Annotated in this window: 24 protein-coding genes; 6 read left to right on the forward strand and 18 right to left on the reverse strand. The window is 48.0% G+C overall.

Annotated features, from left to right (window positions below; translation table 11 throughout):
- Nucleotides 1–88: 88 nt before the first annotated feature.
- Genes cyoE through cyoA form a run of 5 tightly spaced genes read right to left on the reverse strand, consistent with a single transcriptional unit; the run spans nt 89 to nt 4,899 of the window.
- On the reverse strand, nt 89–973 hold the full coding sequence (cyoE, locus tag PY479_RS13635) for a heme o synthase (protein WP_275484108.1): 885 nt from the start codon (nt 971–973) through the stop codon (nt 89–91).
- Between the two features lie 11 nt (nt 974–984).
- Nucleotides 985–1,311 carry a cytochrome o ubiquinol oxidase subunit IV gene (gene cyoD, locus PY479_RS13640; RefSeq protein ID WP_228730383.1) on the reverse strand — a complete coding sequence of 109 codons (327 nt, stop codon included), beginning with the start codon at nt 1,309–1,311 and terminating at the stop codon, nt 985–987.
- Between the two features lie 8 nt (nt 1,312–1,319).
- Nucleotides 1,320–1,931, reverse strand: coding sequence for a cytochrome o ubiquinol oxidase subunit III (gene cyoC, locus PY479_RS13645; protein ID WP_212594916.1), 612 nt, complete (start codon nt 1,929–1,931; stop codon nt 1,320–1,322).
- Nucleotides 1,928–3,913 carry a cytochrome o ubiquinol oxidase subunit I gene (gene cyoB / locus PY479_RS13650; protein ID WP_212594917.1) on the reverse strand — a complete coding sequence of 662 codons (1,986 nt, stop codon included), beginning with the start codon at nt 3,911–3,913 and terminating at the stop codon, nt 1,928–1,930. The genes cyoC and cyoB overlap by 4 nt, the downstream gene beginning before the upstream one ends.
- Before the next feature lie 8 nt (nt 3,914–3,921).
- Nucleotides 3,922–4,899, reverse strand: coding sequence for a ubiquinol oxidase subunit II (gene cyoA, locus PY479_RS13655; RefSeq protein WP_275484109.1), 978 nt, complete (start codon nt 4,897–4,899; stop codon nt 3,922–3,924).
- Nucleotides 4,900–4,957: 58 nt separating this feature from the next.
- On the opposite strand from cyoA, the gene PY479_RS13660 reads away from it, so the two are divergent.
- Entirely contained in the window at nt 4,958–5,209 is a 252-nt protein-coding gene (locus PY479_RS13660) for a hypothetical protein (RefSeq protein WP_212594919.1), read from the forward strand.
- Nucleotides 5,210–6,054: 845 nt separating this feature from the next.
- Entirely contained in the window at nt 6,055–6,390 is a 336-nt protein-coding gene (locus PY479_RS13665) for a hypothetical protein (protein WP_212594920.1), read from the forward strand.
- A 38-nt stretch (nt 6,391–6,428) separates the two neighbouring features.
- Here PY479_RS13665 and cysM read toward each other — a convergent pair whose 3' ends face one another.
- On the reverse strand, nt 6,429–7,310 hold the full coding sequence (gene cysM / locus PY479_RS13670) for a cysteine synthase CysM (protein ID WP_324033615.1): 882 nt from the start codon (nt 7,308–7,310) through the stop codon (nt 6,429–6,431).
- 211 nt (nt 7,311–7,521) lie between these two features.
- On the opposite strand from cysM, the gene cysP reads away from it, so the two are divergent.
- The 4 genes from cysP (at nt 7,522) to PY479_RS13690 (ending at nt 11,519) form a co-directional block, all read left to right on the forward strand.
- Complete coding sequence (gene cysP, locus PY479_RS13675; RefSeq protein ID WP_212594922.1) at nt 7,522–8,529, forward strand: thiosulfate ABC transporter substrate-binding protein CysP; 1,008 nt, start codon at nt 7,522–7,524, stop codon at nt 8,527–8,529.
- Nucleotides 8,530–8,670: 141 nt separating this feature from the next.
- The gene (gene cysT / locus PY479_RS13680; protein ID WP_275484110.1) at nt 8,671–9,516 is read left to right on the forward strand and encodes a sulfate ABC transporter permease subunit CysT; all 846 of its coding nucleotides are present in this window, start codon (nt 8,671–8,673) and stop codon (nt 9,514–9,516) included.
- A 9-nt stretch (nt 9,517–9,525) separates the two neighbouring features.
- Nucleotides 9,526–10,392, forward strand: coding sequence for a sulfate ABC transporter permease subunit CysW (cysW, locus tag PY479_RS13685; protein WP_275484112.1), 867 nt, complete (start codon nt 9,526–9,528; stop codon nt 10,390–10,392).
- The gene (locus tag PY479_RS13690; RefSeq protein WP_275484113.1) at nt 10,389–11,519 is read left to right on the forward strand and encodes a TOBE-like domain-containing protein; all 1,131 of its coding nucleotides are present in this window, start codon (nt 10,389–10,391) and stop codon (nt 11,517–11,519) included. The genes cysW and PY479_RS13690 overlap by 4 nt, the downstream gene beginning before the upstream one ends.
- A 4-nt stretch (nt 11,520–11,523) precedes the next feature.
- On the opposite strand, the gene glmS is transcribed toward PY479_RS13690, so the two are convergent.
- The 12 genes from glmS to PY479_RS13750 all read right to left on the reverse strand — a co-directional run bounded on the left by glmS (nt 11,524) and on the right by PY479_RS13750 (nt 22,728).
- A complete protein-coding gene (gene glmS, locus PY479_RS13695) occupies nt 11,524–13,353 on the reverse strand; it encodes a glutamine--fructose-6-phosphate transaminase (isomerizing) (RefSeq protein ID WP_275484114.1) in 1,830 nt (609 codons plus the stop codon).
- Between the two features lie 20 nt (nt 13,354–13,373).
- The gene (locus tag PY479_RS13700) at nt 13,374–14,147 is read right to left on the reverse strand and encodes a DeoR family transcriptional regulator (RefSeq protein WP_212594927.1); all 774 of its coding nucleotides are present in this window, start codon (nt 14,145–14,147) and stop codon (nt 13,374–13,376) included.
- A 173-nt stretch (nt 14,148–14,320) separates the two neighbouring features.
- Complete coding sequence (gene glmU, locus PY479_RS13705) at nt 14,321–15,685, reverse strand: bifunctional UDP-N-acetylglucosamine diphosphorylase/glucosamine-1-phosphate N-acetyltransferase GlmU (protein WP_275484115.1); 1,365 nt, start codon at nt 15,683–15,685, stop codon at nt 14,321–14,323.
- Between the two features lie 121 nt (nt 15,686–15,806).
- Nucleotides 15,807–16,235, reverse strand: a complete 429-nt coding sequence (locus tag PY479_RS13710) for a F0F1 ATP synthase subunit epsilon (protein ID WP_212594929.1) — start codon at nt 16,233–16,235, stop codon at nt 15,807–15,809.
- A gap of 36 nt (nt 16,236–16,271) precedes the next feature.
- Nucleotides 16,272–17,648 (reverse strand): F0F1 ATP synthase subunit beta, encoded by a 1,377-nt coding sequence (atpD, locus tag PY479_RS13715; RefSeq protein ID WP_212594930.1) that lies wholly within the window; start codon nt 17,646–17,648, stop codon nt 16,272–16,274.
- Nucleotides 17,649–17,683: 35 nt separating this feature from the next.
- Nucleotides 17,684–18,544: a F0F1 ATP synthase subunit gamma gene (gene atpG, locus PY479_RS13720; RefSeq protein ID WP_212594931.1), complete on the reverse strand. Its 861-nt coding sequence runs from the start codon at nt 18,542–18,544 to the stop codon at nt 17,684–17,686.
- 51 nt (nt 18,545–18,595) lie between these two features.
- Entirely contained in the window at nt 18,596–20,137 is a 1,542-nt protein-coding gene (gene atpA, locus PY479_RS13725) for a F0F1 ATP synthase subunit alpha (protein ID WP_212594932.1), read from the reverse strand.
- Between the two features lie 14 nt (nt 20,138–20,151).
- The gene (gene atpH, locus PY479_RS13730) at nt 20,152–20,685 is read right to left on the reverse strand and encodes a F0F1 ATP synthase subunit delta (protein ID WP_212594933.1); all 534 of its coding nucleotides are present in this window, start codon (nt 20,683–20,685) and stop codon (nt 20,152–20,154) included.
- Nucleotides 20,686–20,700: 15 nt separating this feature from the next.
- Nucleotides 20,701–21,171, reverse strand: coding sequence for a F0F1 ATP synthase subunit B (atpF, locus tag PY479_RS13735; protein WP_212594934.1), 471 nt, complete (start codon nt 21,169–21,171; stop codon nt 20,701–20,703).
- A 37-nt stretch (nt 21,172–21,208) separates the two neighbouring features.
- Nucleotides 21,209–21,460: a F0F1 ATP synthase subunit C gene (gene atpE / locus PY479_RS13740; protein ID WP_025011729.1), complete on the reverse strand. Its 252-nt coding sequence runs from the start codon at nt 21,458–21,460 to the stop codon at nt 21,209–21,211.
- A 65-nt stretch (nt 21,461–21,525) separates the two neighbouring features.
- Nucleotides 21,526–22,332, reverse strand: a complete 807-nt coding sequence (gene atpB / locus PY479_RS13745) for a F0F1 ATP synthase subunit A (protein ID WP_212594935.1) — start codon at nt 22,330–22,332, stop codon at nt 21,526–21,528.
- 12 nt (nt 22,333–22,344) lie between these two features.
- Nucleotides 22,345–22,728 carry an ATP synthase subunit I gene (locus PY479_RS13750; RefSeq protein WP_212594936.1) on the reverse strand — a complete coding sequence of 128 codons (384 nt, stop codon included), beginning with the start codon at nt 22,726–22,728 and terminating at the stop codon, nt 22,345–22,347.
- Between the last annotated feature and the right edge of the window lie 193 nt (nt 22,729–22,921).

Genomic DNA, 22,921 nt, shown 5'->3' on the forward strand with positions numbered 1-22,921 from the left:
CAATCAGGTGCACAATAGAAAAGGCCAGCTACGGGAGCTGGCCTAAAAACTGTCAACCTATATTAGGACGAGACAAAGTGTGCAGCATTTACAACTGGACGAACAGTTGCGGCGTCACCATTCTGAAATCCAGCGCCATAGTGATACTAAGCGCGGTGATAGTGAAGATGGAAAACGCAAACACCTGACGAGCCCAGCCATTCACATCAACATCACTACGGTAGCCACGCAGGGCCATCGCTAACCACCATAAACTGGTTGAACAAGCGACCACCATAAAGGCTGTACCGGTATAACCTGTTAACGGCAGCAGCGCGGTCACAATACTAAATACCGCGATATACAGCACTATGTGCAACTTGGCTTTAGCAATTCCTTGAGCCACTGGCAATACTGGAATATTGGCAGCTTTGTAGTCATCGTATCGGAATATGGCGATGGCGTATGAGTGGGGCATTTGCCACAAACAAAACATCAGCAACAGAATAGCCGCTCCGGCATCAAACTGTCCTGACACGGCACAATATCCCACCACTGGCGGAACTGCGCCAGAAAGACTCCCAACCACAGTTCCATAAACCGATTTACGCTTCATATATAGGCTATAAATGCCCACATAAACGATGTAACCAATCGCCGCAAACAGGGTTGCCATGGCATTGGTGTAGATTGCTAATACCGCAAACCCCAAACATCCCAACAGCACACCAAACCAGAAAGCTTTCGATGCCGACAGTTCACCAGTAACTGTCACACGGTTCCGTGTTCGTTTCATCTTGGCGTCAATGTCTCGGTCGATGCAGTTATTAATTGCACAACCAGACGCGACGACTAAGGATAATCCGACAATCGCAGCCAACATTAATGACCAGTCAACATGTCCTCTGGAAGCTAGGAAAAATCCACCAGCAACAGAGATTAAGTTGCCGATAATAATGCCCGGCTTGGTGACGTTGAGATAGGGTTTCATCATGACACTATTACTCACATATACATCATCAGCGCATTAGCACTGTAGATAATCCAAATGGATAATCCGACTACCAGCCCGATAATCACTGCAGAGAAGATAAACGCCACAGCATTTTCTTTACCATGCGGAGTGAAATCCAGATGCAGGAAGTATTTCAGATGCACAATGATCTGTATGACAGCCATGAGCACAACCAGCACAACGGTTGCGGGCTTACTCAACTGGTGAGACATTACCGCCGCAAACGGGATAGCCGTCAGGATGACAGATAATACAAATCCAATCAGATAAGATTTGACGCTGCCGTGGCCGTCATCATGAGCCGCTTGATTCGCCATATCACTCATTAGATTACCCCCATCAGGTACACAACAGTAAATACGCAGATCCAGATAACATCCAGGAAGTGCCAGAACATACTCAGGCATCCCAGACGGGTCAGCGTACGGTCACCCAAACCACGTTTGATCACTTCCATCATCATAATGGCCATCCAGATCAAACCAGCAGTTACGTGCAGACCGTGCATACCTACTAATGCAAAAAATGCGGACAGGAAAGCACTGCGATCAGGACCATTTCCTGCAACAATCAGATGATGGAACTCATTGATTTCCATTCCGATGAACACCGCACCAAAGAGGAAGGTGATCACCAGCCAACCGAGTGTGCCTGATACATTCTTCTTATGAGCTGCCAACATCGCAAAACCATAAGTGATACTACTGAGCAACAGTGCTGCGGTTTCCACAGCAACATAATCCAGCTCAAAAATATCGTGACCAGATACCCCGCCAGCAGTATTCATAAACAACACTGCATAGGTAGCAAATACAGACGCAAACAGCAGACAGTCTGTCATCAGGTAAAGCCAGAAGCCAAAGAGCGTGACCTTACCTGTATCGTGATGATGCTCGTCGTGTGCGCCAGCATCCATTGTGTGACTCAGGGTGCTCATGCCGCAACCTCCGCAACATTTTTCAGATGGGCTTCTTCAATACGTTTTACTTCATCAGGCTGTACGTAGTAGTCCACATCGGTGTTATAAGCTCGGGCAATAAAGATGCCGATAGTTCCGACAAAACCTACGATAGCTAACCACCAGATATGCCATATCAAAGCAAACCCCATAACAGTTAGCGCAGCACCCATTAAAACGCCTGCTGAAGTATTTTTCGGCATGTGAATTGGTGCATACTCAGCCTGCTTAGCATAAGCAGTACCGTTTTCCTTCGCTTCCATAAAGGCATCAATGCTGTGCACTTCAGGTGTTTTGGCAAAGTTATAAAACTGTGGTGGTGATGCAGTTGACCACTCCAGTGTACGGGCACCCCATGGGTCACCAGTAGTGTCCAGATTCTGGTTACGATCACGGATGGATACATACAACTGAACGAACTGGAAGATGATACCAAACAGGATAATTACCGCGCCGACACAAGCGATATACAACCAGATATTCCAGTCTGGGTTATCAGTGTGGTTCAGACGACGGGTCATACCCAAGAAGCCCAAAACGTACAGCGGCATAAAGGCAACATAGAAACCAATCTGCCAGCACCAGAAAGCGGCTTTACCATATTTAGCATTCAGCTTGAAGCCGGTAGCTTTCGGGAACCAGTAAGAGAAACCTGCCAGATAACCAAATACCGCGCCACCAAGAATGGTGTTATGGAAGTGAGCGATCAGGAACAAACTATTGTGAAGAACAAAGTCTGCACCGGGTACCGCCAGCAACACCCCTGTCATACCACCAATGGTGAAGGTGGTCATTGCGCCCAAGGTCCACAACATAGGCACAGTGATTCGCACCCGGCCGCGGAACATGGTGAAAATCCAGTTAAACAGCTTCACGCCTGTTGGCACCGCGATAATCATCGTCATAACACCGAAGAAGGCGTTAACGTTAGCGCCAGATCCCATGGTGAAGAAGTGGTGCAACCACACAATAAAACCAAGGATCGAGATAGCGCCGTTGGCCATGATCATGGAGGTATAACCAAATAGCTTTTTAGAGCTAAATGTCGCCACAATTTCAGAGAAAATACCAAACGCTGGCAACACCAGAATATAAACTTCTGGATGACCCCAAGCCCAGAACAGGTTGATATACATCATCGCATTACCACCCGCTTCATTAGTGAAGAAGTGGAAATCCAGATAACGATCCAAGGTCAACAGACCAAGGGTTGCAGTCAGAATGGGGAATGAAGCGACGATCAGAATATTTGCCCAAGTACAGGCCCAGGTAAATACAGGCATCTGCATCAACTTCATGCCTGGCGCGCGCATCTTGAATACTGTCACCAAGAAGTTAACCCCGGTGAGCAGGGTACCCAGACCCGATATCTGCAAGGCCCAAATATAGTAGTCAACACCGACCCCAGGACTGAATGTCAATTCAGACAATGGCGGATATGCTACCCAACCGGTACGGGCGAATTCACCAACCCCTAATGAGATATTGATCAACACCGCACCAGATGCGGTCAACCAGAAGCTCAGATTATTCAGGAAAGGGAAAGCCACATCACGCGCACCAATCTGCAATGGCACCACAATGTTCATCAAACCGATCATAAATGGCATCGCCATAAAGATGATCATGATGACACCGTGAGCACTGAAGATCTGGTCATAGTGTTCGGGTGGAAGGTAGCCTGGGGCACCATTAGTCGCCAGTGCCAACTGAGTACGCATCATAATCGCGTCAGCGAAACCACGGACTAACATGATCATCGCTACAACGATGTACATGATACCCAGACGCTTGTGATCGACAGAGGTGATCCAGTTTTTCCAGAGCATACCCCATGCATTGTACTTGGTTAAAATGGCCAACAGGGCCAAACCGCCTACAGCAACAGCTGCAAGGGTAACCATAATAATGGGTTCGTGGTAAGGAACCGCATCAAGAGAGAGTTTACCTAATAAAGACATGTTGACTCCTACGCCTCCCCATTAGCTTTGGCGTGTTCAACGGCGGGTGACGAATCGTGATGCAGCATCTGCATACCAGACTCACCAGCATCAGAACTCTTATGTTCCTGATGTTCGCCATGTTCGTGACCGCCTTTACCCCAGTCGTTATAGTGCTGCATATACTTCATGACTATCTGATGGAACATGCCATCAGTTATCGCACCATAATACTGCACAGGGTTGTTTTCGCTGGGTTTAGCCAATTCGTCGTAACTCTGCGCATCAAGCACAGCGCTATTAGCTTTAACGGAAGCTACCCACTTCTCAAAGTCAGCATCCGTTGGTGTTGCCGTAGCCTTGAACTTCATTCCGGTAAAACCTGCACCGCTATAGTTGGCAGACATACCATCAAAAGTACCTGCTTCATTCGCAATCAGATGCAATTTAGTTTCCATACCAGCCATGGAATAGATTTGACTACCCAACTGGGGAATAAAGAATGAGTTCATCGTCGAGTCAGACGTGATCTTGAACTGCACCGGCACATCTTTTGGAAATACCAACTCATTGACTGTAGCAATTCCCTGTTCTGGGTAAATGAACAGCCACTTCCAGTTGAGAGATACCACTTCAACCGTTAGATGATCACGTTCGTGATCCAACGGCCGGTACGGATCCAGCTCATGAGTGGTTTTCCAGGTAATAGTACCTAGAATAACAACAATGATAATCGGAACTATCCAAACGACAGTTTCGATCTTGTTTGAATGCGCCCATTTAGGCATATAGAGCTCGTCACGACCTTCACGATACTTCCACGCAAAGTACAGGGTCATAAAGATTACCGGAATAACCACTATCAGCATCAACACTGTAGCGACGATAATCAGATTTTTCTCCTGCAACCCTACATGTCCTTTCGGGTCGAGCACGCCCCCCTCACAGCCGGCCAGGAATAAGGCCATAGCTGCCAAAGCGACTTTACTTAGGCTACGAATAAACACAAAGAACCTTCCTCTAACGACAGAGGTTGATAACATCCACTGCCAGGAGGGCAGTAGCGTGAACAACGCTATTAATACCGAACAAACTTTCAGCGGCGATATAATAGACGCCAGAACCAATCTGTATAAATCAAACCTTTGGATAGTGGCGAAAAAAACAAACTTTAGTATCGGAAAAAATTTTTTATTATTTTCCAGCCAAGCTACCGTTTATTTAACAGAAAACCCAATGAAAACAGGCGCACGCGCCATAATCCATCAAAGTAATCTGACAACGAAGAGTAGTCTGACTCTTGATTTACGCCACTGATACACACAAACAAAGTGTGACTTTTGTCTGCTCAGTTCGATAAACGTGAAGATTATCACAAAAATATTCTGAACACACAATGGTTAAGTGGTTAAACCGCACATTGTTTATTTACCCCACCAAAGCAAGAACAATCATACCCATAGCATGCTATAAATTAATATAAGTTTTTGAAAATTATAAATAATATTAACAAACACTTATTTATTAACTCGCTTATATTGCCGTGATGAAATTTTTCAATGATGACTATGCAAAGTAAATAACGCCAAATACTCACCCTCGTTTATTAGTTCCTAATGCAGCGACCTATTAGCCACTATCCCCCTAAAACGCCCCGTTTACCGAATAACGAGATGGTTTAGGCGTTTTTGGCCGAAACTCCATGAACTGTATGGTCGCGTGCTAATTCAAAAAATGTTGATGTAGGCAACTATTGCAGGGATTGCATGACAAACTTTACGCCATACCCGTTGATAACAATAAGCACGGCATTAACGCGACGCCGCTATGGTGTATTTTGCTTCCAGTGGTATTTTGTCATTTATTGATTGCACTAGGCTTCTCTTATAAAACAACGACACCAAACCGCATCACGATAACGACTAACACAGTTAGGCCAATTCATGCCTTTTTGTATCAGGCACCAACAAAAAACGCACCACTACACCCCATGACAGAAGCAAGCAAGAACAACACAACAGGAAAGTATTCAACACAGAAGCAAGGTATCAGCCAATCGCCTTCGCACCCACGATTCAGCAAAAAATGATAAAAGTTCAGCAGCCACAACTGAGGCAACTGCCAGCAACATATCCTCCATCCAAGACATCACTTCCCACTATTTGCAACAGCAACAGTCCGGCAAGTTAAATCAGGGAGCGACCCAATATGCCAAGAAGCAGTCTGCACGCAAAAGTTTGAGTGTCATAACGCCTGAGCCAGAGAGATTAGTCTTACCGACAATTCCAATAGGAGAACGCAATGGTTCGCTCGACTCACCACTCGATCCCAACCGTATCGTTAAGCAAGGAGATCGTTGTTATCGAGTGGTAAAAATGCCAACACAGCTTAACCCGGAAGCAGAGCATCTAGGTTTTGGCTTTAAATGTGCGCTAACGGATGATGAAAAACGGCTGGATAAATCCTTAACCAACCGCATTAATCAACACCGTCAATAATCATTCAGAATAAGCGTCCCAACATCAGCGATAAAACGTCAGGAAAAAAGCCCAGAAGATAAGTAACGATCACCGCGATCACAGATGATAGCCACCACCGTTGATCCTGGATGCTGTTGGGCAAGCACTAGGGCGGCAAACACCGCACCACCGGAACTGACGCCCGCACAAATACCTTCCTCTTGCGCCAGTTTTCTGGCCATATCCTTCGCGTCCTGTTCGGTAATATCCATGATCAAATCTACACGGGCAGCATCAAAAATACCGGGTAAATATGCTTGTGGCCAACGGCGAATTCCGGGAATTGAACTGCCTGACGCAGGTTGCAACCCGACAACAGTGATAGCTGGATTACGCTCCTTCAGATAGCGCGACACCCCCATAATGGTGCCGGTAGTCCCCATACTGGAGACAAAATGCGTTACCTTGCCATTCGTCTGTTGCCAGATTTCCGGCCCCGTAGTTAGAAAATGAGCGTTAGCGTTATCTTGGTTATTAAACTGATCCAATACTTTGCCTTTACCTTCCGCCTGCATCGTTAACGCCAAATCCCGCGCTTCTTCCATATTACCCACCAGCAGCAATTCCGCGCCGTAAGCTTGCATCGAATCCTTACGTTCCTGAGTGGAATCCTTAGGCATAATCAAAATCATCTTATAGCCTTTAATGGCGGCCACCATCGCCAGCGCAATCCCCGTATTACCACTGGTCGCTTCAATCAGCGTATCCCCAGGGTGGATTTCCTGCCGCAGTTCAGCCTGCACGATCATATTCAGCGCTGCCCGATCCTTTACCGAACCAGCCGGATTATTGCCTTCTAGTTTTAGCAAAACCGTAGAGGAACCACAGTTTAGCCGCTGCAGACGTACCAGCGGTGTTTGCCCGATGCAGGTTTCAATGGTGGGAAAATCAGACACGATATAGGTCCTTTATTCTTGATTAAACGCAATTAAACGATGCCTTATTCTATGAGCCTTACTTCTGGTAAACACAGTGAATAGTGCTTGGCGCATACAATAAATTGCTCATAGTTATTCCAAAAAGCTCTAGATAGGCATCTTATTATAAAAATTAACATCTATTACTCTATCAGCCATCACACTGACACAGTGACCGAATGAGGGAGTAAAAATGCCAGTAAAAATGATAAAAGCCGTGTTGGGAACCCTGTTTCTGGGAACATCGCTCAATGTGGCGGCGGCAGATCAAACGCTGCTGAACTCTTCGTATGACATCGCCCGGGAACTGTTTAGCGCCTACAACCCAATGTTTATCAAACACTGGCAAGAGCAAACCGGTAAAACCGTGGAGATTAAACAGTCTCACGCCGGTTCTTCTGCACAAGCACGTTCCATTCTGCAAGGACTGCCGGCCGATGTGGTGACCTTTAATCAGGTCACGGATGTGCAAATTCTGGCAGATCGCGGCAAGCTGATCCCTGCGAACTGGCAACAACTGCTACCAAACTCAAGCTCGCCTTACTATTCCACCATTGCGTTTCTGGTGAGAAAGGGAAACCCCAAACAGATCCACGATTGGGGCGATTTAACCAAAGATGATGTGAAGCTGGTGTTTCCTAATCCCAAAACCTCAGGTAATGCACGCTATACCTACTTAGCCGCTTTGGGTTATGCGCAGAAAATTTATGGTAAGGAAGATCAGGCAGATCTGGATAAATTCCTGAAAAAATTCCTCGCTAATGTCGCGGTATTTGATACCGGCGGTCGCGGTGCCACAACCTCATTTGTTGAACGTGGTATCGGTGATGTGTTGATCACCTTTGAATCTGAAGTGAATAACATTCGTCAGCAATATGGCAGTGATGATTATCAGGTTGTGGTGCCAAAGACTTCAATTCTGGCTGAATTTCCTGTCGCGGTTGTTGAAAAGAATGCCAAACGCAACGGTACTGAAGCGTTAGCGACCGAATACCTCAATTACCTTTACAGTGAAGAAGCGCAGCGGCTGCTAGCAGGTTTTAACTACCGGGTGCATAACGCCAAGGTGAAGGCAGAATTTGCAGATAAATTTCCAGAAGTGGATTTGCTAACCGTTGAACAAATCATCGGTGGCTGGGATAACGCGATGAAAACCCAATTTGCAAACGGCGCAAAGCTCGATCAACTGTTGAAACGCTAACACCAGACATACAGGCTGTGCTGCAACTAAGACCTGGGCTAATTCCAGGTCTGTTTGCAAATAATAGGTATTCATCTGGCAATACAGCCATAGATCGCTAAATAGGGTTATCCCAGTTAACGTAATGCGGTGGCAAATTCTGTGATTTCAACTAACGGGCGCTTGCGCCATAAACGGGTTCTGCCTGGATTCAGCATCAGCTTGGGCGTGTCGTTGCTGTTTGTCAGTTTGATCCTGTTACTGCCGACTACGGGACTGATCATGCAAACCGGGACCATGAGCTGGTCTGCATATTGGGGCGTGATTACCGATCCGCGGGTAGTCGCCAGTTATCGGGTGACCTTATTGTCAGCACTGGCGGCATCATTGTTTAACTGCTTGTTTGGCCTATTGCTGGCATGGGTGCTAGTCCGGTATGAATTTCCCGGAAAGCGGCTACTGGATGCATTAGTCGACCTGCCGTTTGCGTTACCGACCGCGGTTGCCGGTATCACGCTTGCAACGCTATATGCAGAAAATGGGCAACTTGGCAGTTTGCTGACGCAATTGGGGATTAAAGTGGCTTACTCGCCTTTGGGTATTGTGGTTGCCATGGTCTTTACCAGTATTCCATTTGTGGTGCGCACGGTGCAGCCGGTGCTCGAAGAACTCTCTCACGATGAGGAGGAAGCGGGTATGACGCTTGGAGCCTCAGACTGTGCAGTATTTTGGCGCATTATTCTGCCATCGTTGTGGCCGGCATTGATGGTGGGTACCGCACTGTCATTTACGCGCAGCCTTGGTGAGTTTGGTGCGGTGATCTTTATCGCTGGCAATATGCCTTACATCAGTGAAATCACTTCGTTGATGATCTTTGTGAAGCTACAGGAGTTTGATTTTGCTGGCGCCAGCGCCATTGCCTCAGTGGTGCTCATGACTTCATTACTGCTACTGCTGCTAATAAACCTCTGGCAAGCACGTTATTTGCGACGTATTCGCGGACGTTAAGGAGCACGCATGAACGCATTTAAGCCTTCCAGAGTGGGTGATGCACCTATCATCAAGTGGAGTCTGATCGCGCTAGCGGTATTACTCAGCGGCTTATTATTGGTGGTACCGCTAGCCAGTATTTTTCAGCAGGCCTTCGCTGGTGGTTGGCGGTTGTACATTCAACACTTAAGCCAACCCGATACCCTGCACGCCATCGGCCTCACCTTGATGGTGGCAGCACTGACTGTACCAATAAACTTAGTTTTTGGTGTGCTACTGGCCTGGAGCGTCACCCGTTTCGAATTTCCGGGGCGCAAAATACTGATCACGCTGATTGATATTCCCTTTGCCGTGTCGCCCGTGGTGGCAGGCTTACTCTACCTGTTGCTGTATGGCAACAGTGGCTGGCTGGGGGCCTGGTTGTTTGAACATGATCTGCAGGTGATGTTTGCCTGGCCAGGGATCGTGTTAGTAACCATTTTTGTCACTTGTCCGTTTGTGGCACGCGAACTGATCCCATTGATGCAACAACAGGGTGCCGCGGAAGAGGAAGCGGCGGTAATCCTCGGAGCCTCCTGGTGGCAACTGTTTCGCCGCGTGACCTTACCCAACATCAAATGGGCACTGATTTACGGGGTAATTCTGACCAATGCCAGAGCGGTAGGTGAGTTTGGTGCTGTCGCAGTGGTATCCGGCAACATTCGTGGCGAAACCAATACCCTACCTTTGCACGTACAATTACTTTATGAGGATTACCAAGCCCAAGCCGCGTTCGCCAGCGCTTCACTACTGGCACTAATCGCCCTCTTTACTTTGGTGCTGAAAGCCGCTGTTGAATGGCAGCAACAACGCAGTTTATCCGCCAATAATGATAATGAGCAGAGCCAATTATGAGTATTCGTCTTACCAATATTTCCAAGCAATTTGGCCAGTTTCAGGCGCTTTCACCGCTCAATCTCGATATTGACGATGGCGAGATGATCGGTCTGCTGGGACCATCAGGTTCGGGTAAAACCACGCTACTACGGATTATTGCCGGGCTTGAAGGTGCAGATAGCGGCCAACTGTATTTTGGTGACCGAGAAGTGACAAGGGTGCATGTGCGCGAACGTAGGGTCGGCTTTGTGTTTCAGAACTACGCGCTGTTTCGCCATATGACAGTCGCCGAAAACGTCGCTTTTGGCCTGCAAGTCATGCCGCGCAAACAGCGGCCAGCAGCGGCTGAGATCCACAAAAGAGTCTCACAACTGTTAGAAACCGTGCAGCTCGGTCATCTGGCACAGCGCTATCCCGAGCAACTCTCTGGTGGACAGAAACAGCGTATTGCGCTGGCGCGGGCACTGGCGACGCAGCCAGAGGTGTTGTTGTTGGATGAACCCTTTGGCGCGTTGGATGCCAAAGTGCGAAAAGAACTGCGTCGCTGGTTACGTAGTCTGCATGATGAACTGAAATTCACCAGTGTGTTTGTCACTCATGATCAGGACGAAGCATTGGAGCTGTCAGATCGGGTGGTGGTGATGAGCAACGGCCACATAGAACAGGTTAACACCCCGGCTGAGCTATATGCCCAACCTAATAGCCGTTTTGTGTTTGATTTTCTGGGTAACGTCAACGTGTTTACTGCCGAATGGCAACAACAGTGCTGGCGCAATGGTGAGGCATTTATCGTGCCGCCAGAACAACCGCAATTGCAGCAAAACGGCGCATTGTATGTCCGCAGTCATGAACTTGCCTTGTCTGATAAACCTAACAGCCAGGTGAATTTACCGTTTGAGATTGTCTCCATTACGCCCATTGGTGCGGAAGTTAGAGTGGAATTAGCACCGAGCGGCTGGCATAGCGAACAGTTGTGGGAGGCAAAATTTACCCACCACCAGCTGCAAGAAAAGGGATTACAAAAGGGCGACCGAGTATTTGTAACCCCACAAACAGGCTACTTTTTTGCTGCACAAGGTGACGGTTCAGCCACACGTCTCAATTGGCCGTTCCTGCCACCCGGCAGCCTGGTATTTGATATCTAACCCCTTATTCAACTGTCACTGACTTGGCCAGATTTCGCGGCTGGTCTACGTCAGTGCCTTTTATCAGGGCGACATGATAGGACAGTAATTGCAACGGCAGAGTGTAGATAAGCGGCGCAATAAACTCATCGCAATGGGGCACAGGAATAACCTTCATGGAGTCGTCGGACCGGAAGTTAGCATCCACATCCGCGAATACATACATCAAACCACCACGAGCCCGTACCTCTTCCACATTAGATTTAAGCTTTTCCAACAATTCATTATTCGGTGCTACTACAATTACCGGCATATCGGCATCGATCAATGCTAACGGTCCGTGTTTCAATTCACCAGACGCGTAAGCTTCTGCATGAATATAAGAGATCTCTTTCAGCTTTAGTGCACCTTCCATGGCGATAGGGTATTGATCGCCACGACCTAAAAACAACGCATGACTCTTGTCAGCAAAGTCTTCTGCCAAACCCGCGATGGTTTCATCCAGCCCTAAAGTCTGCTCAACTTTTGCGGGTAAGGATTGCAAGCTGTGCACCATAGCAGCTTCAGTCTCGGCACTCATACCGTTATAGCGACCGATAACCGCAGTCAACATCAGCAATCCAGCTAACTGCACAGTAAAAGCTTTAGTCGATGCCACACCGATTTCCGCACCCGCTTTCATCATGTACGCCATATCTGACTCGCGCACCAGAGATGAACCCGGTACATTACAAATGGTCAGAGAGGCTTTGTACCCCATCTGTTTTGCCAAGCGCAACGCCGCCAGCGTATCAGCGGTTTCTCCAGACTGAGAAATAGTCACAAATAAGCTGTCAGGATATGTGAAGGATTTGCGGTAGCGAAACTCTGAAGCAATTTCCACATTACAGGAAACACCTGCCCATTGTTCCAGCCAGTACCGTGCGGTCATTGCCGCATGATAACTGGTACCACAAGCGATGATCTGTACATGGCGAATACCACTCAATAACGCTTCTGCATTATCACCAAAAGCGGATGCCAACACCTGGCCATAGGCTATACGGCCTTCCATGGTGCGGGTCAACGCCAACGGTTGTTCATGGATCTCTTTCAGCATGTAATGGCGAAACGCACCTTTATCACCCGCATCATGCGTGATTTCAGATTCTTTAATCTCGCGTGCAACCGCTTCGCCTTTACTGTTGAAAATACTCACTTTCCGACGGGTAATTTCAGCAACATCACCTTCTTCCAGATAGGAAAAAGAACGGGTTACGGGTAACAACGCCAGTTGGTCTGATGCCACAAAGTTTTCACCCAAGCCATAACCCACCACCAGCGGACTGCCGCTACGAGCCACCACTAAGCGCTCGCTGTCACGGCGGTCAATAACAACAGTGCCATAAGCACCTTCCAGCTGTTTCACTGTGGCCTGGACCGCTGCCAGCAAGGATTCGTGGGTTTTCAGTTCGTGATGCACCAGATGGCAGATCACTTCGGTATCGGTATCAGACTCAAAGCGGTAACCGAGTTCGGTAAGCTTGTGGCGCAGTTCGGCATGATTCTCAATAATGCCGTTATGCACTACGGCGATATCGCCGCTGGATTGGTGCGGATGCGCGTTACGTTCGTTAGGTTCGCCGTGAGTCGCCCAGCGGGTATGAGCAATACCGGTACCGCCGACCAGAGGCTGCTGCACCAGCGCATCAGCCAACTCCTGCACCTTACCCACTCGGCGCACACGTTGTAGTTGCTGCTCATGGATCACCGCCATACCTGCTGAGTCATAGCCGCGATATTCCAGCCGTTTCAAGCCTTCCAGCAGAATTTCCATCACATCCCTTTGCGCCACGGCGCCAACTATTCCACACATGTTATTTCCTGCGTTACTTCTTAGTTTGAATTTTGATAGGGCACCAGTAATACATCGATGCCGTGCCCACGAATAATATCTGCCGCCGGGGGAGATAAACGATCGTCACTAACGACCGTGGATATCTGCGACCAGGGCAATTCCAGATTGGGAATGCGCCGCTGCAACTTGTCTGATTCCAGCATCACCACTACCTGCTGCGACACTTCAGCCATCACCTTGCTAAGATTAGTGAGCTCGTTAAAGGTTGTTGTGCCCCGGCTGAGATCGATGCCATCTGCGCCAATAAACAGTTGATCGAAGTTATAGGAACGCAAAACCTGCTCAGCCATTTGCCCCTGAAATGACTCCGAATGAGGATCCCAAGTGCCACCAGTCATCAATAATGTTGGTTCGTTTTCCAGTTCATGGACGGCATTGGCGAGTTGCAATGAGTTAGTCATCACCACCAATCCACGTTTGCTATTCAACTCTGGAATAAGCCCGAGAGTAGTAGAGCCGCAATCAATGATGATACGGTTATGATCGCGAATGAGTTCTGCCGCTTTGCGAGCGATAGCTAACTGATTGGCTGACGGACCCCGCTGTGGCACAGTTAACTCTTGCGGTAGTGGCACCGCGCCACCATAGCGGCGTAGTAATAGTCCATCAGTTTCCAGAGCCGCTAAATCTTTGCGGATAGTCACTTCAGAGGTATCAAACGCCTGTGCCAGTTGTTCAACACTGACTTCTCCGGTTTGATTCAACTGTTCAACAATGGCTCGGCGCCGCTGTTGGGTGTTCCGTTTTAGCATTTATCGATAATTCATGTTTCGATTTGAAAGAAATTATATTCAAACGAAATATAACCACAAGTAAATTTTTAACGTCTTTCAGGCTTATTAAGCTGTAATACAGTATGATTAACACTAGAAATGAAAAAAGCACCCGTGAATGAGTGCTTTCGAAACGAAACTTAAAGCAAAGGCTATTTAGCTTTTTTAACGGGTCGCTGCCAACCACTGATATGTTTCTGTTTTACACGAGTAATGACCAGCTCATCTTCGCCCACATCTTTGGTAATAGTAGAACCGGCACCCAATGTGGCGCCACGGGCAATGGATACCGGAGCTACCAGCTGGGTGTCACTACCAACGAACACATCGTCTTCAATCACGGTAAGATGTTTGTTGGCACCATCATAGTTACAGGTGATAGTGCCTGCGCCAATATTGACGCCTTTACCTATCTGCGCATCGCCCAGATATGTCAGGTGCCCAGCTTTAGAACCTTCTCCCAGCACCGCTTTTTTCATCTCTACGAAATTACCCACATGGGCATCCGCTTTCAATTCAGCGCCAGGACGCAAACGGGCAAATGGCCCGGCGTTGGCATTTACCCCGATTTTGGCACCTTCCACCACGGTATAAGGTTTCACCTCGCCACCATCGGCTATTTCACAATCACTCAGAATGGCACCGGCACCGATGGTGACGTTATTACCCAGAACCACCTTGCCTTCAAAGATGACATTGATATCGATCATGACATCCTGACCGACGGTCACCTCTCCGCGAATATCGATACGTGCAGGATCTCGAAGATTGGCGCCATTTAGCATTAACTGCTCGGCCATACGCGCTTGGTAAGCGCGCTCCAACATTGCCAACTGTACCCGATTATTCGCACCTTCGGTTTCAATGGCATCTGTCGGGTGTGCTGTAGTAATCATGACATTATCCTTATGTGCCATCGCCACCACATCGGTCAGGTAAAATTCCCCTTGCGCATTGTTATTGTTCAATTGGCTCAGCCAGTGCTTCAGCTGTTTGCCAGGCAACGCCATAATACCGCTATTGACTTCGGTAATTGCCAGTTGCGCTACGGTTGCATCTTTCTGCTCTACAATGCCAACAACTTTGCCGTTTTCCCGTAAAATTCGACCATAACCGCTGGGGTTTGCCAGATTAACGGTGAGCATTGCCACACCATCCGGCTGACGACTTTGTAACAACGCCACTAATGTTTGCTGGCGGATCAGCGGCACATCACCATAAAGTACCAACACAGTATCTTCATCTTTGATGTATGGGATAGCCTGTGCCACCGCGTGACCAGTACCCAACTGCTGTGACTGTTCAACCCAATTCAACTGCGGATCGCTCACAGCTGCTTTTAGCTTAGCTCCACCATAACCGTACACCAGATTGATCTGTGCAGCATCAAGCGCTTTTGCCACATCAATGACGTGCTGCACCATAGTTTTGTGGGCAACTTTATGCAGAACTTTGGGTAAATCAGAACGCATCCGGGTTCCCTTTCCGGCAGCGAGGATCACAACATTGAGCGACATAACCACTTCCTTTAACAAATGACGCCACATTCTAACCAAATTGCTCGTCTGATGCAGTGTCTATCCCAAATTGCAGGCGATAAAAAAGGCGCCATAAGGCGCCTTTTTCAGCAGAGTTACATTATCTGGCAATGTTCTTCTTGATGGTCTCAACGACACGCAACTGGGCAATGGCTTTTGCCAGCTCAATTGCTGCTGCCGCGTAATCAAAGTCAGCACCGGCCTTGGCCATTTCGGCTTCGGCACGACGCTTGGCTTCTACAGCGGCCTGTTCGTCAATCTCATCGGCACGCATTACGACATCAGCCAATATGGATACAGAAGAAGGCTGTACTTCGAGGATACCCCCGGACAGATAAAACACCTCTTCTGAACCATTTTGTTTGACGATGCGCGCCATGCCAGGTTTGATATTGGTCAGCAGCGGCGTATGCCCTGGCATAACACCCAGTTCACCTTCTGAACCTGTTACCTGCAAACTGGCAACCAGTCCGGAATAGATTCTGCTTTCTGCGCTGACGATATCAAGTTGTACTGTCATGGCTGCCATCCCGTTCTCCTATCAAAACCAGAGGATTTTCTCTGATTACTTCTTGTTGGCTTTTTCTACCGCTTCTTCGATAGAACCAACCATGTAGAACGCCTGTTCTGGCAGATGGTCAAATTCACCATCCAGAATGCCTTTGAAGCCACGGATAGTGTCTTTCAAAGAGACGTACTTACCTGGAGAACCGGTAAACACTTCTGCTACGTGGAATGGCTGTGACAGGAAACGTTCGATTTTACGAGCGCGAGCTACTGTCATCTTGTCTTCATCAGACAATTCATCCATACCCAGAATCGCAATAATGTCTTTCAGCTCTTTATAACGCTGCAGCACGTGCTGAACGCCAGTTGCCACGTTGTAGTGCTCCTGGCCAACAACCTGAGGATCCAACTGACGAGAGGTGGAGTCCAGAGGGTCAACCGCTGGGTAAATACCCAGAGAAGCAATCTGACGAGACAATACTACGGTCGCATCCAAGTGGGCGAAGGTAGTTGCAGGGCTTGGGTCAGTCAAGTCGTCCGCTGGTACGTAAACGGCCTGTACTGAAGTGATAGAACCCACTTTAGTAGAGGTAATACGTTCCTGCAGTACACCCATTTCTTCCGCCAGTGTTGGCTGATAACCTACAGCTGAAGGCATACGACCCAACAGTGCAGATACTTCAGTCCCCGCCAGGGTGTAACGGTAAATGTTGTCGATGAACAACAGTACGTCACGGCCTTCATCACGGAATTTTTCCGCCATTGTCAGACCAGTCAACGCTACACGCAGACGGTTGCCTGGTGGTTCGTTCATCTGACCATACACCATGGCTACTTTGTCCAATACGCCAGATTCTTTCATTTCGTAGTAGAAGTCGTTACCTTCACGGGTACGCTCACCTACACCGGCGAAAACAGACAGACCTGAGTGGGCTTTGGCGATGTTGTTAATCAGTTCCATCATGTTAACTGTCTTACCAACACCCGCACCACCGAACAGACCTACTTTACCACCCTTGGCAAACGGACAAACAAGGTCAATAACCTTGATACCGGTTTCCAGCAATTCAGTGGTATTTGATTGTTCTTCATATGAAGGAGCTGCACGGTGAATAATATAACGTTCATCTTCACCGATAGGACCCACTTCGTCTACTGGCTCACCCAATACGTTCATGATACGGCCAAGTGTTGCATGACCTACCGGAACAGAAATCGGGGCACCTGTATTTTCCACCTCAAGACCACGACGCAAACCGTCAGAAGAACCCATGGCGATGGTACGAACGACACCACCACCAAGCTGCTGCTGAACTTCCAGCACTAGGCCTTTACTCACGATTTTCAGAGCGTCATATACCTGAGGTACGGCATCATGTGGAAACTCTACGTCCACAACCGCGCCAATTACTTGGACAACAGTACCTGTGCTCATGATTAATCCTCTAAAACTTGTCTTGGTTACCCAGCCTAAACCGCAGCTGCACCGGATACAATTTCCGACAGTTCCTGCGTAATCGCAGCCTGACGGGCTTTGTTGTACACCAGTTGCAAATCGTCAATCAGGTTTCCTGCGTTGTCAGTTGCCGCTTTCATCGCCACCATACGGGCAGCCTGTTCGGAAGCAATATTTTCAACAACACCCTGATAAACCTGGGATTCCACATAGCGAACCAATAATTTTTCCAACAGTTCTTTTGGATCAGGTTCGTAAATGTAGTCCCAGTGATGTTTCACATCATCATCTTCGGATTTAGGCAAAGGCAGCAGCTGCTCGATCACGGGAGTCTGTGTCATAGTGTTCACAAATTTGTTGAACACCACATACAGACGATCCAGTTTGCCTTCGTTGTAAGCCTGCAGCATCACGCGCACAGTACCAATCAGATCTGCAAGTTTAGGTGCATCACCTAAACCTGAAGCTGAGGCCTGAGCCTTGCCACCAAAGCTTTTGAAAAACTGTACACTGCGTGCGCCGATTGGACAGAATTCCACTTCAGCACCTTGTTGTTTCCAGCTTTTCACGTCTGCCACAACCTTTTTAAATAGGTTGACGTTCAGACCACCACAAAGACCACGGTCGGTTGCCACAACTATGTATCCAACCCGCTTGGCTTCTCGCACCTCTAAATAGGGGTGTTTATATTCGAGAGAACCCTGCGCCACGTGACCGATCACCTTACGCATACTTTCCGCATAAGGACGACTGGCAGCCATGCGATCCTGCGCTCTGCGCATTTTGCTGGCAGCCACCATCTCCATGGCGGAAGTGATCTTCTGTGTGTTTTTCACACTGGAGATCTTTGACTTAATCTCTTTTGCGCCGGCCATCTCTACTCTCCAATCTGGACCAGAGGTGCCTTAAAGCACCTCAATGTGTATTTACCAGGTTTGGGTTGCCACGAACTTTTCGAGACCAGCTTTCAGTTCACCTTCGATATCGGCGTTATAGTCGCCGGTTTCGTTGATGAGCTTCATCAGCTCGGCATGCTCGCTGTTCATGAAGGAGAGCAGGGCAGCTTCAAAATCACCGATTTTCTTCAGCTCAATGCCTTTCAGGAAGCCTTTTTCTGCAGCGAAAATAGACACAGCCTGATCAGCAACGCTCATCGGTGCATATTGCTTCTGCTTCATCAGCTCAGTTACACGTTCACCGTGTTCCAATTGGGCACGGGTTGCGTCATCCAAATCGGATGCGAACTGAGAGAAGGCAGCCAGCTCTCGGTACTGCGCCAGAGCGGTACGAATACCACCGGACAGTTTCTTGATGATCTTGGTCTGAGCCGCACCACCCACACGAGAAACCGAAATACCAGGGTTAACCGCTGGACGTAAGCCAGAGTTAAACAGGTCGGTTTCCAGGAAGATCTGACCGTCAGTAATAGAAATTACGTTAGTCGGTACGAACGCAGATACGTCACCAGCCTGGGTTTCAATAATTGGCAAGGCGGTCAATGAGCCTGTTTTGCCTTTTACTTCACCGTTAGTGAATTTCTCAACATATTCTTCGTTTACGCGAGAAGCACGTTCCAGCAAACGAGAATGCAGATAGAAAACGTCACCTGGGTAAGCTTCACGTCCTGGTGGACGTTTGAGCAACAGTGAAATCTGACGATATGCGACAGCCTGTTTTGTCAGGTCGTCATATACAATCAGCGCATCTTCACCGCGATCACGGAAGTATTCACCCATTGAACAACCAGAATAAGGTGCCAGATACTGCAGTGCAGCAGCTTCTGAAGCGGTAGCCACAACGACGATAGTGTTAGCTAATGCACCGTGTTCTTCCAGCTTGCGTACGATGTTGGCAATGGTAGAAGCTTTCTGACCAATTGCGACATAGATACACTTAATGCCAGAGTTTTTCTGGTTGATGATGGCATCAATTGCCAATGCAGTTTTACCGATCTGACGGTCACCAATGATCAGCTCACGCTGACCACGACCGATTGGGATCATGGAGTCAACTGCTTTGTAACCTGTCTGTACAGGTTGTGATACTGACTTACGATCGATTACGCCGGGAGCAATCACTTCAACAGGCGCAAATCCATCGTTATCGATAGGACCTTTACCGTCGATTGGCTCACCCAGGGTATTTACTACACGACCCAGCAGACCACGACCTACTGGTACCTGCAAAATGCGACCAGTAGTTTTAACTTTTACGCCTTCTGCCAAATCGGCATAAGGACCCATTACTACGGCACCGACAGAATCACGTTCAAGGTTCAACGCGATTGCAAAACGGCTGCCAGGCAGTTCGATCATTTCACCCTGCATTACATCGGCCAGGCCGTGAATGCGGATAATACCGTCACTTACCGAAACGATAGTTCCTTCGTTACGGGCTTCGCTGACAACGTCGAACTGCTCGATCCGCTGCTTAATCAGATCGCTGATTTCAGTGGAATTCAGTTGCATGCTCAAACTCCCAATTACGATTGCAGCTTATCAGACAAACGGTCGAGTTTGCCGCGAACAGACCCGTCAATCACGAGGTCTCCCGCTCTGATAATGACCCCAGCAATAAGCTTGGCGTCGGTACTGCAATTCAGCTTAACTTTGCGTGCGAGACGTTTCTCTAAAGAAGCACTGATCTGTGCGATCTGTGAATCAGTCAAAGGCGTGGCAGATATCACACTAGCTTCCACTTCTTTTGACCATTCCAGACGCAGCTCGGCAAATTGCTGAGCAACAGCTGGCAGCACTTCTAAGCGATCGTTTTCGGCCATTACCTTGATCAGATTTTGACCATTGGTATCCATCTGATCGCCACATACTTTGATAAACAAGTCTGCTAGACGATCACTGGCCATCACTCCGGCCAGCAGGGGCTTCATGGTCTCGTTTTCACTGACCAAAGCGGCAAAGTCGAGCATTTCCGCCCACTTTTCCACTGCCTGATGTTCAACCGCAAAATCAAAAGCTGCCTTTGCATAAGGACGAGCAATGGTGGTTAACTCAGCCATAACTCCACTCCCTTATCAAATTTCAGCGACAAGTTTATCAACTATGTCGCTCTGGGCGGCTTCATCAATCGAACGCTCGAGGATTTTCTCTGCGCCAATAATGGCAAGAGTCGCTAGCTGCTTGCGCAGATCCTCTTTCACGCGATTACGTTCAGCTTCAATTTCTGCTTGACCCTGAGCGATAATTTTTGAACGCTCAGCGTCTGCTTCGGCTTTGGCTTCGTCAATGATCTGAGCCTTGCGTTTGTTAGCAGACTCGATAATTTCGTTGGCAGTAGCCTTGGCTTCTTTGAGTTGATCAGAGGCTTTCACCTGAGCCAACTCCAGGTCTTTAGCTGCACGGTCAGCGTCAGCAAGACCATCAGCAATCCTTTTCTGGCGCTCTTCGATGGCACTCATCAAAGGCGGCCAAACAAACTTCATGCAGAACCACACGAAGATAAAAAAGGCGACCGTCTGACCGATTAGGGTAGCGTTGATATTCACAACAGCCTCCTATTTAGATTAAAGACAGAAGCGTTTTTTACAGCATTGCACCCAGAGGGTTAGTGAACAGCATATACAGCGCAATACCTACACCGATCATGGTTACGGCGTCCAACAGACCCGCTACGATGAACATTTTAACCTGCAGCATCGGGGCCATTTCTGGCTGACGAGCAGCGCCTTCAAGGAATTTACCGCCGAGCAAACCAAAGCCAATAGCGGTACCCAAAGCACCCAGACCAATGAGCAAAGCAACAGCAATTGCAGTAAAGCCCAGAATCGTTTCCATCTGTATCTCCAGTTTCTAAATCTATGTTAGTTAATGATTTAGTTTAAAATTTTCTTCCGCAATCCTTAATGATCTTCATGCGCCATGCTTAAATAAACAATTGTCAGCATCATGAAGATAAACGCCTGCAGTGTGATAACCAGAATGTGGAAAATCAACCAGCCCAGGTGCAAAGTCACACCCAAAGCGGCAATCGCCACATTGGCACCATACATCAGCGCGATAAGGATGAAGATCAACTCACCAGCGTAAAGGTTACCGAAAAGACGCAAAGCCAATGAAATCGGCTTGGCAATCAAGGTAACAGACTCAAGCACGAAGTTGACCGGTATCATTGCCTTTACATTAAAGGGCTGTAATGTCAGTTCTTTCACAAACCCTGATATGCCCTTGATCTTAATGCTGTAATAAATAATCAGCACAAATACCCCCAGTGCCAGACTGAAAGTCACATTAAGATCTGCGGTCGGAACCACCCTCAAATGCTGGTTGTGATCGCCGGCAATTAAAGCTGCCAACTGAGGCAACCAATCAACCGGGATCATATCCATGAAGTTCATCATGAATACCCAAACGAAAATGGTCAGAGCGAGCGGCGCAATCAGCTTGTTGCGACCGTGGAAGGTTTCCTTCACGCTGGTATCCACGAACTCGACGAGCATCTCGATAAAGCACTGAAGCTTACCGGGAACGCCGGTTGTGGCTTTTTTGCCAACGCTGCGGAACAACCACAGGAACAGAACACCAAGCCCTACAGAAAAGAGCAATGAATCAATATGCCATGTCCAGAAACCACCGTCATGTCCTGAAGTCCAGAACGTCAGGTGATGCTGAATATATTCCTGCGATGACACTTCACCAGTTGCAGACATGATTCATCCCACTTAACTTTGCTTGAAGTATAAAGGAGCTGTCCAATGCACTATTAACCCCAACACATAACAAACAAAAAGCGGCATAAATGCAGCTTTAAGATATATAAATGCTATAGAAAACAATACAATAGTTAACAGCAACTTTACCGCTTCCCCCCAGTAAAAGCTCTTTAACACTTTTGCTGTAGCGCTAGCTCCCATATGAGAGAACGCCAGGGTCGCGAACACGAAATTGGGGATCACAGCAATTACGGCACCAGCTAACGCTGACAAACCACTGTTGACCCCCTGCATAACGAAAAAGACCGTCGATGCCAATCCGGTAACCGCGGCTTGCAGCATAATCAGTTTGTAAGCTGATCGGCGGCCACGACGAGCCAAATTGTCAATCAATCGATCTTCTCCGTAATTTTCTTTTTGTTTCGGTGACCGTGTATGAAAATTCCGAGCCACCCGCGCAAAAAGCTTGCGAAAGTATACCTTTTCGAAGTTTTCGCGCAACGTTGAGGATATCAAAAAAAAAGCGCCTAAACGTGATTTAGCGCTAAGTTATAAAAGCATTTACTGATTTTATGTAATTTAATTA

It is taken from the genome of Shewanella sp. A32, from assembly GCF_029167175.1.
GTDB classification, from domain to species: Bacteria; Pseudomonadota; Gammaproteobacteria; order Enterobacterales; family Shewanellaceae; genus Shewanella; species Shewanella yunxiaonensis.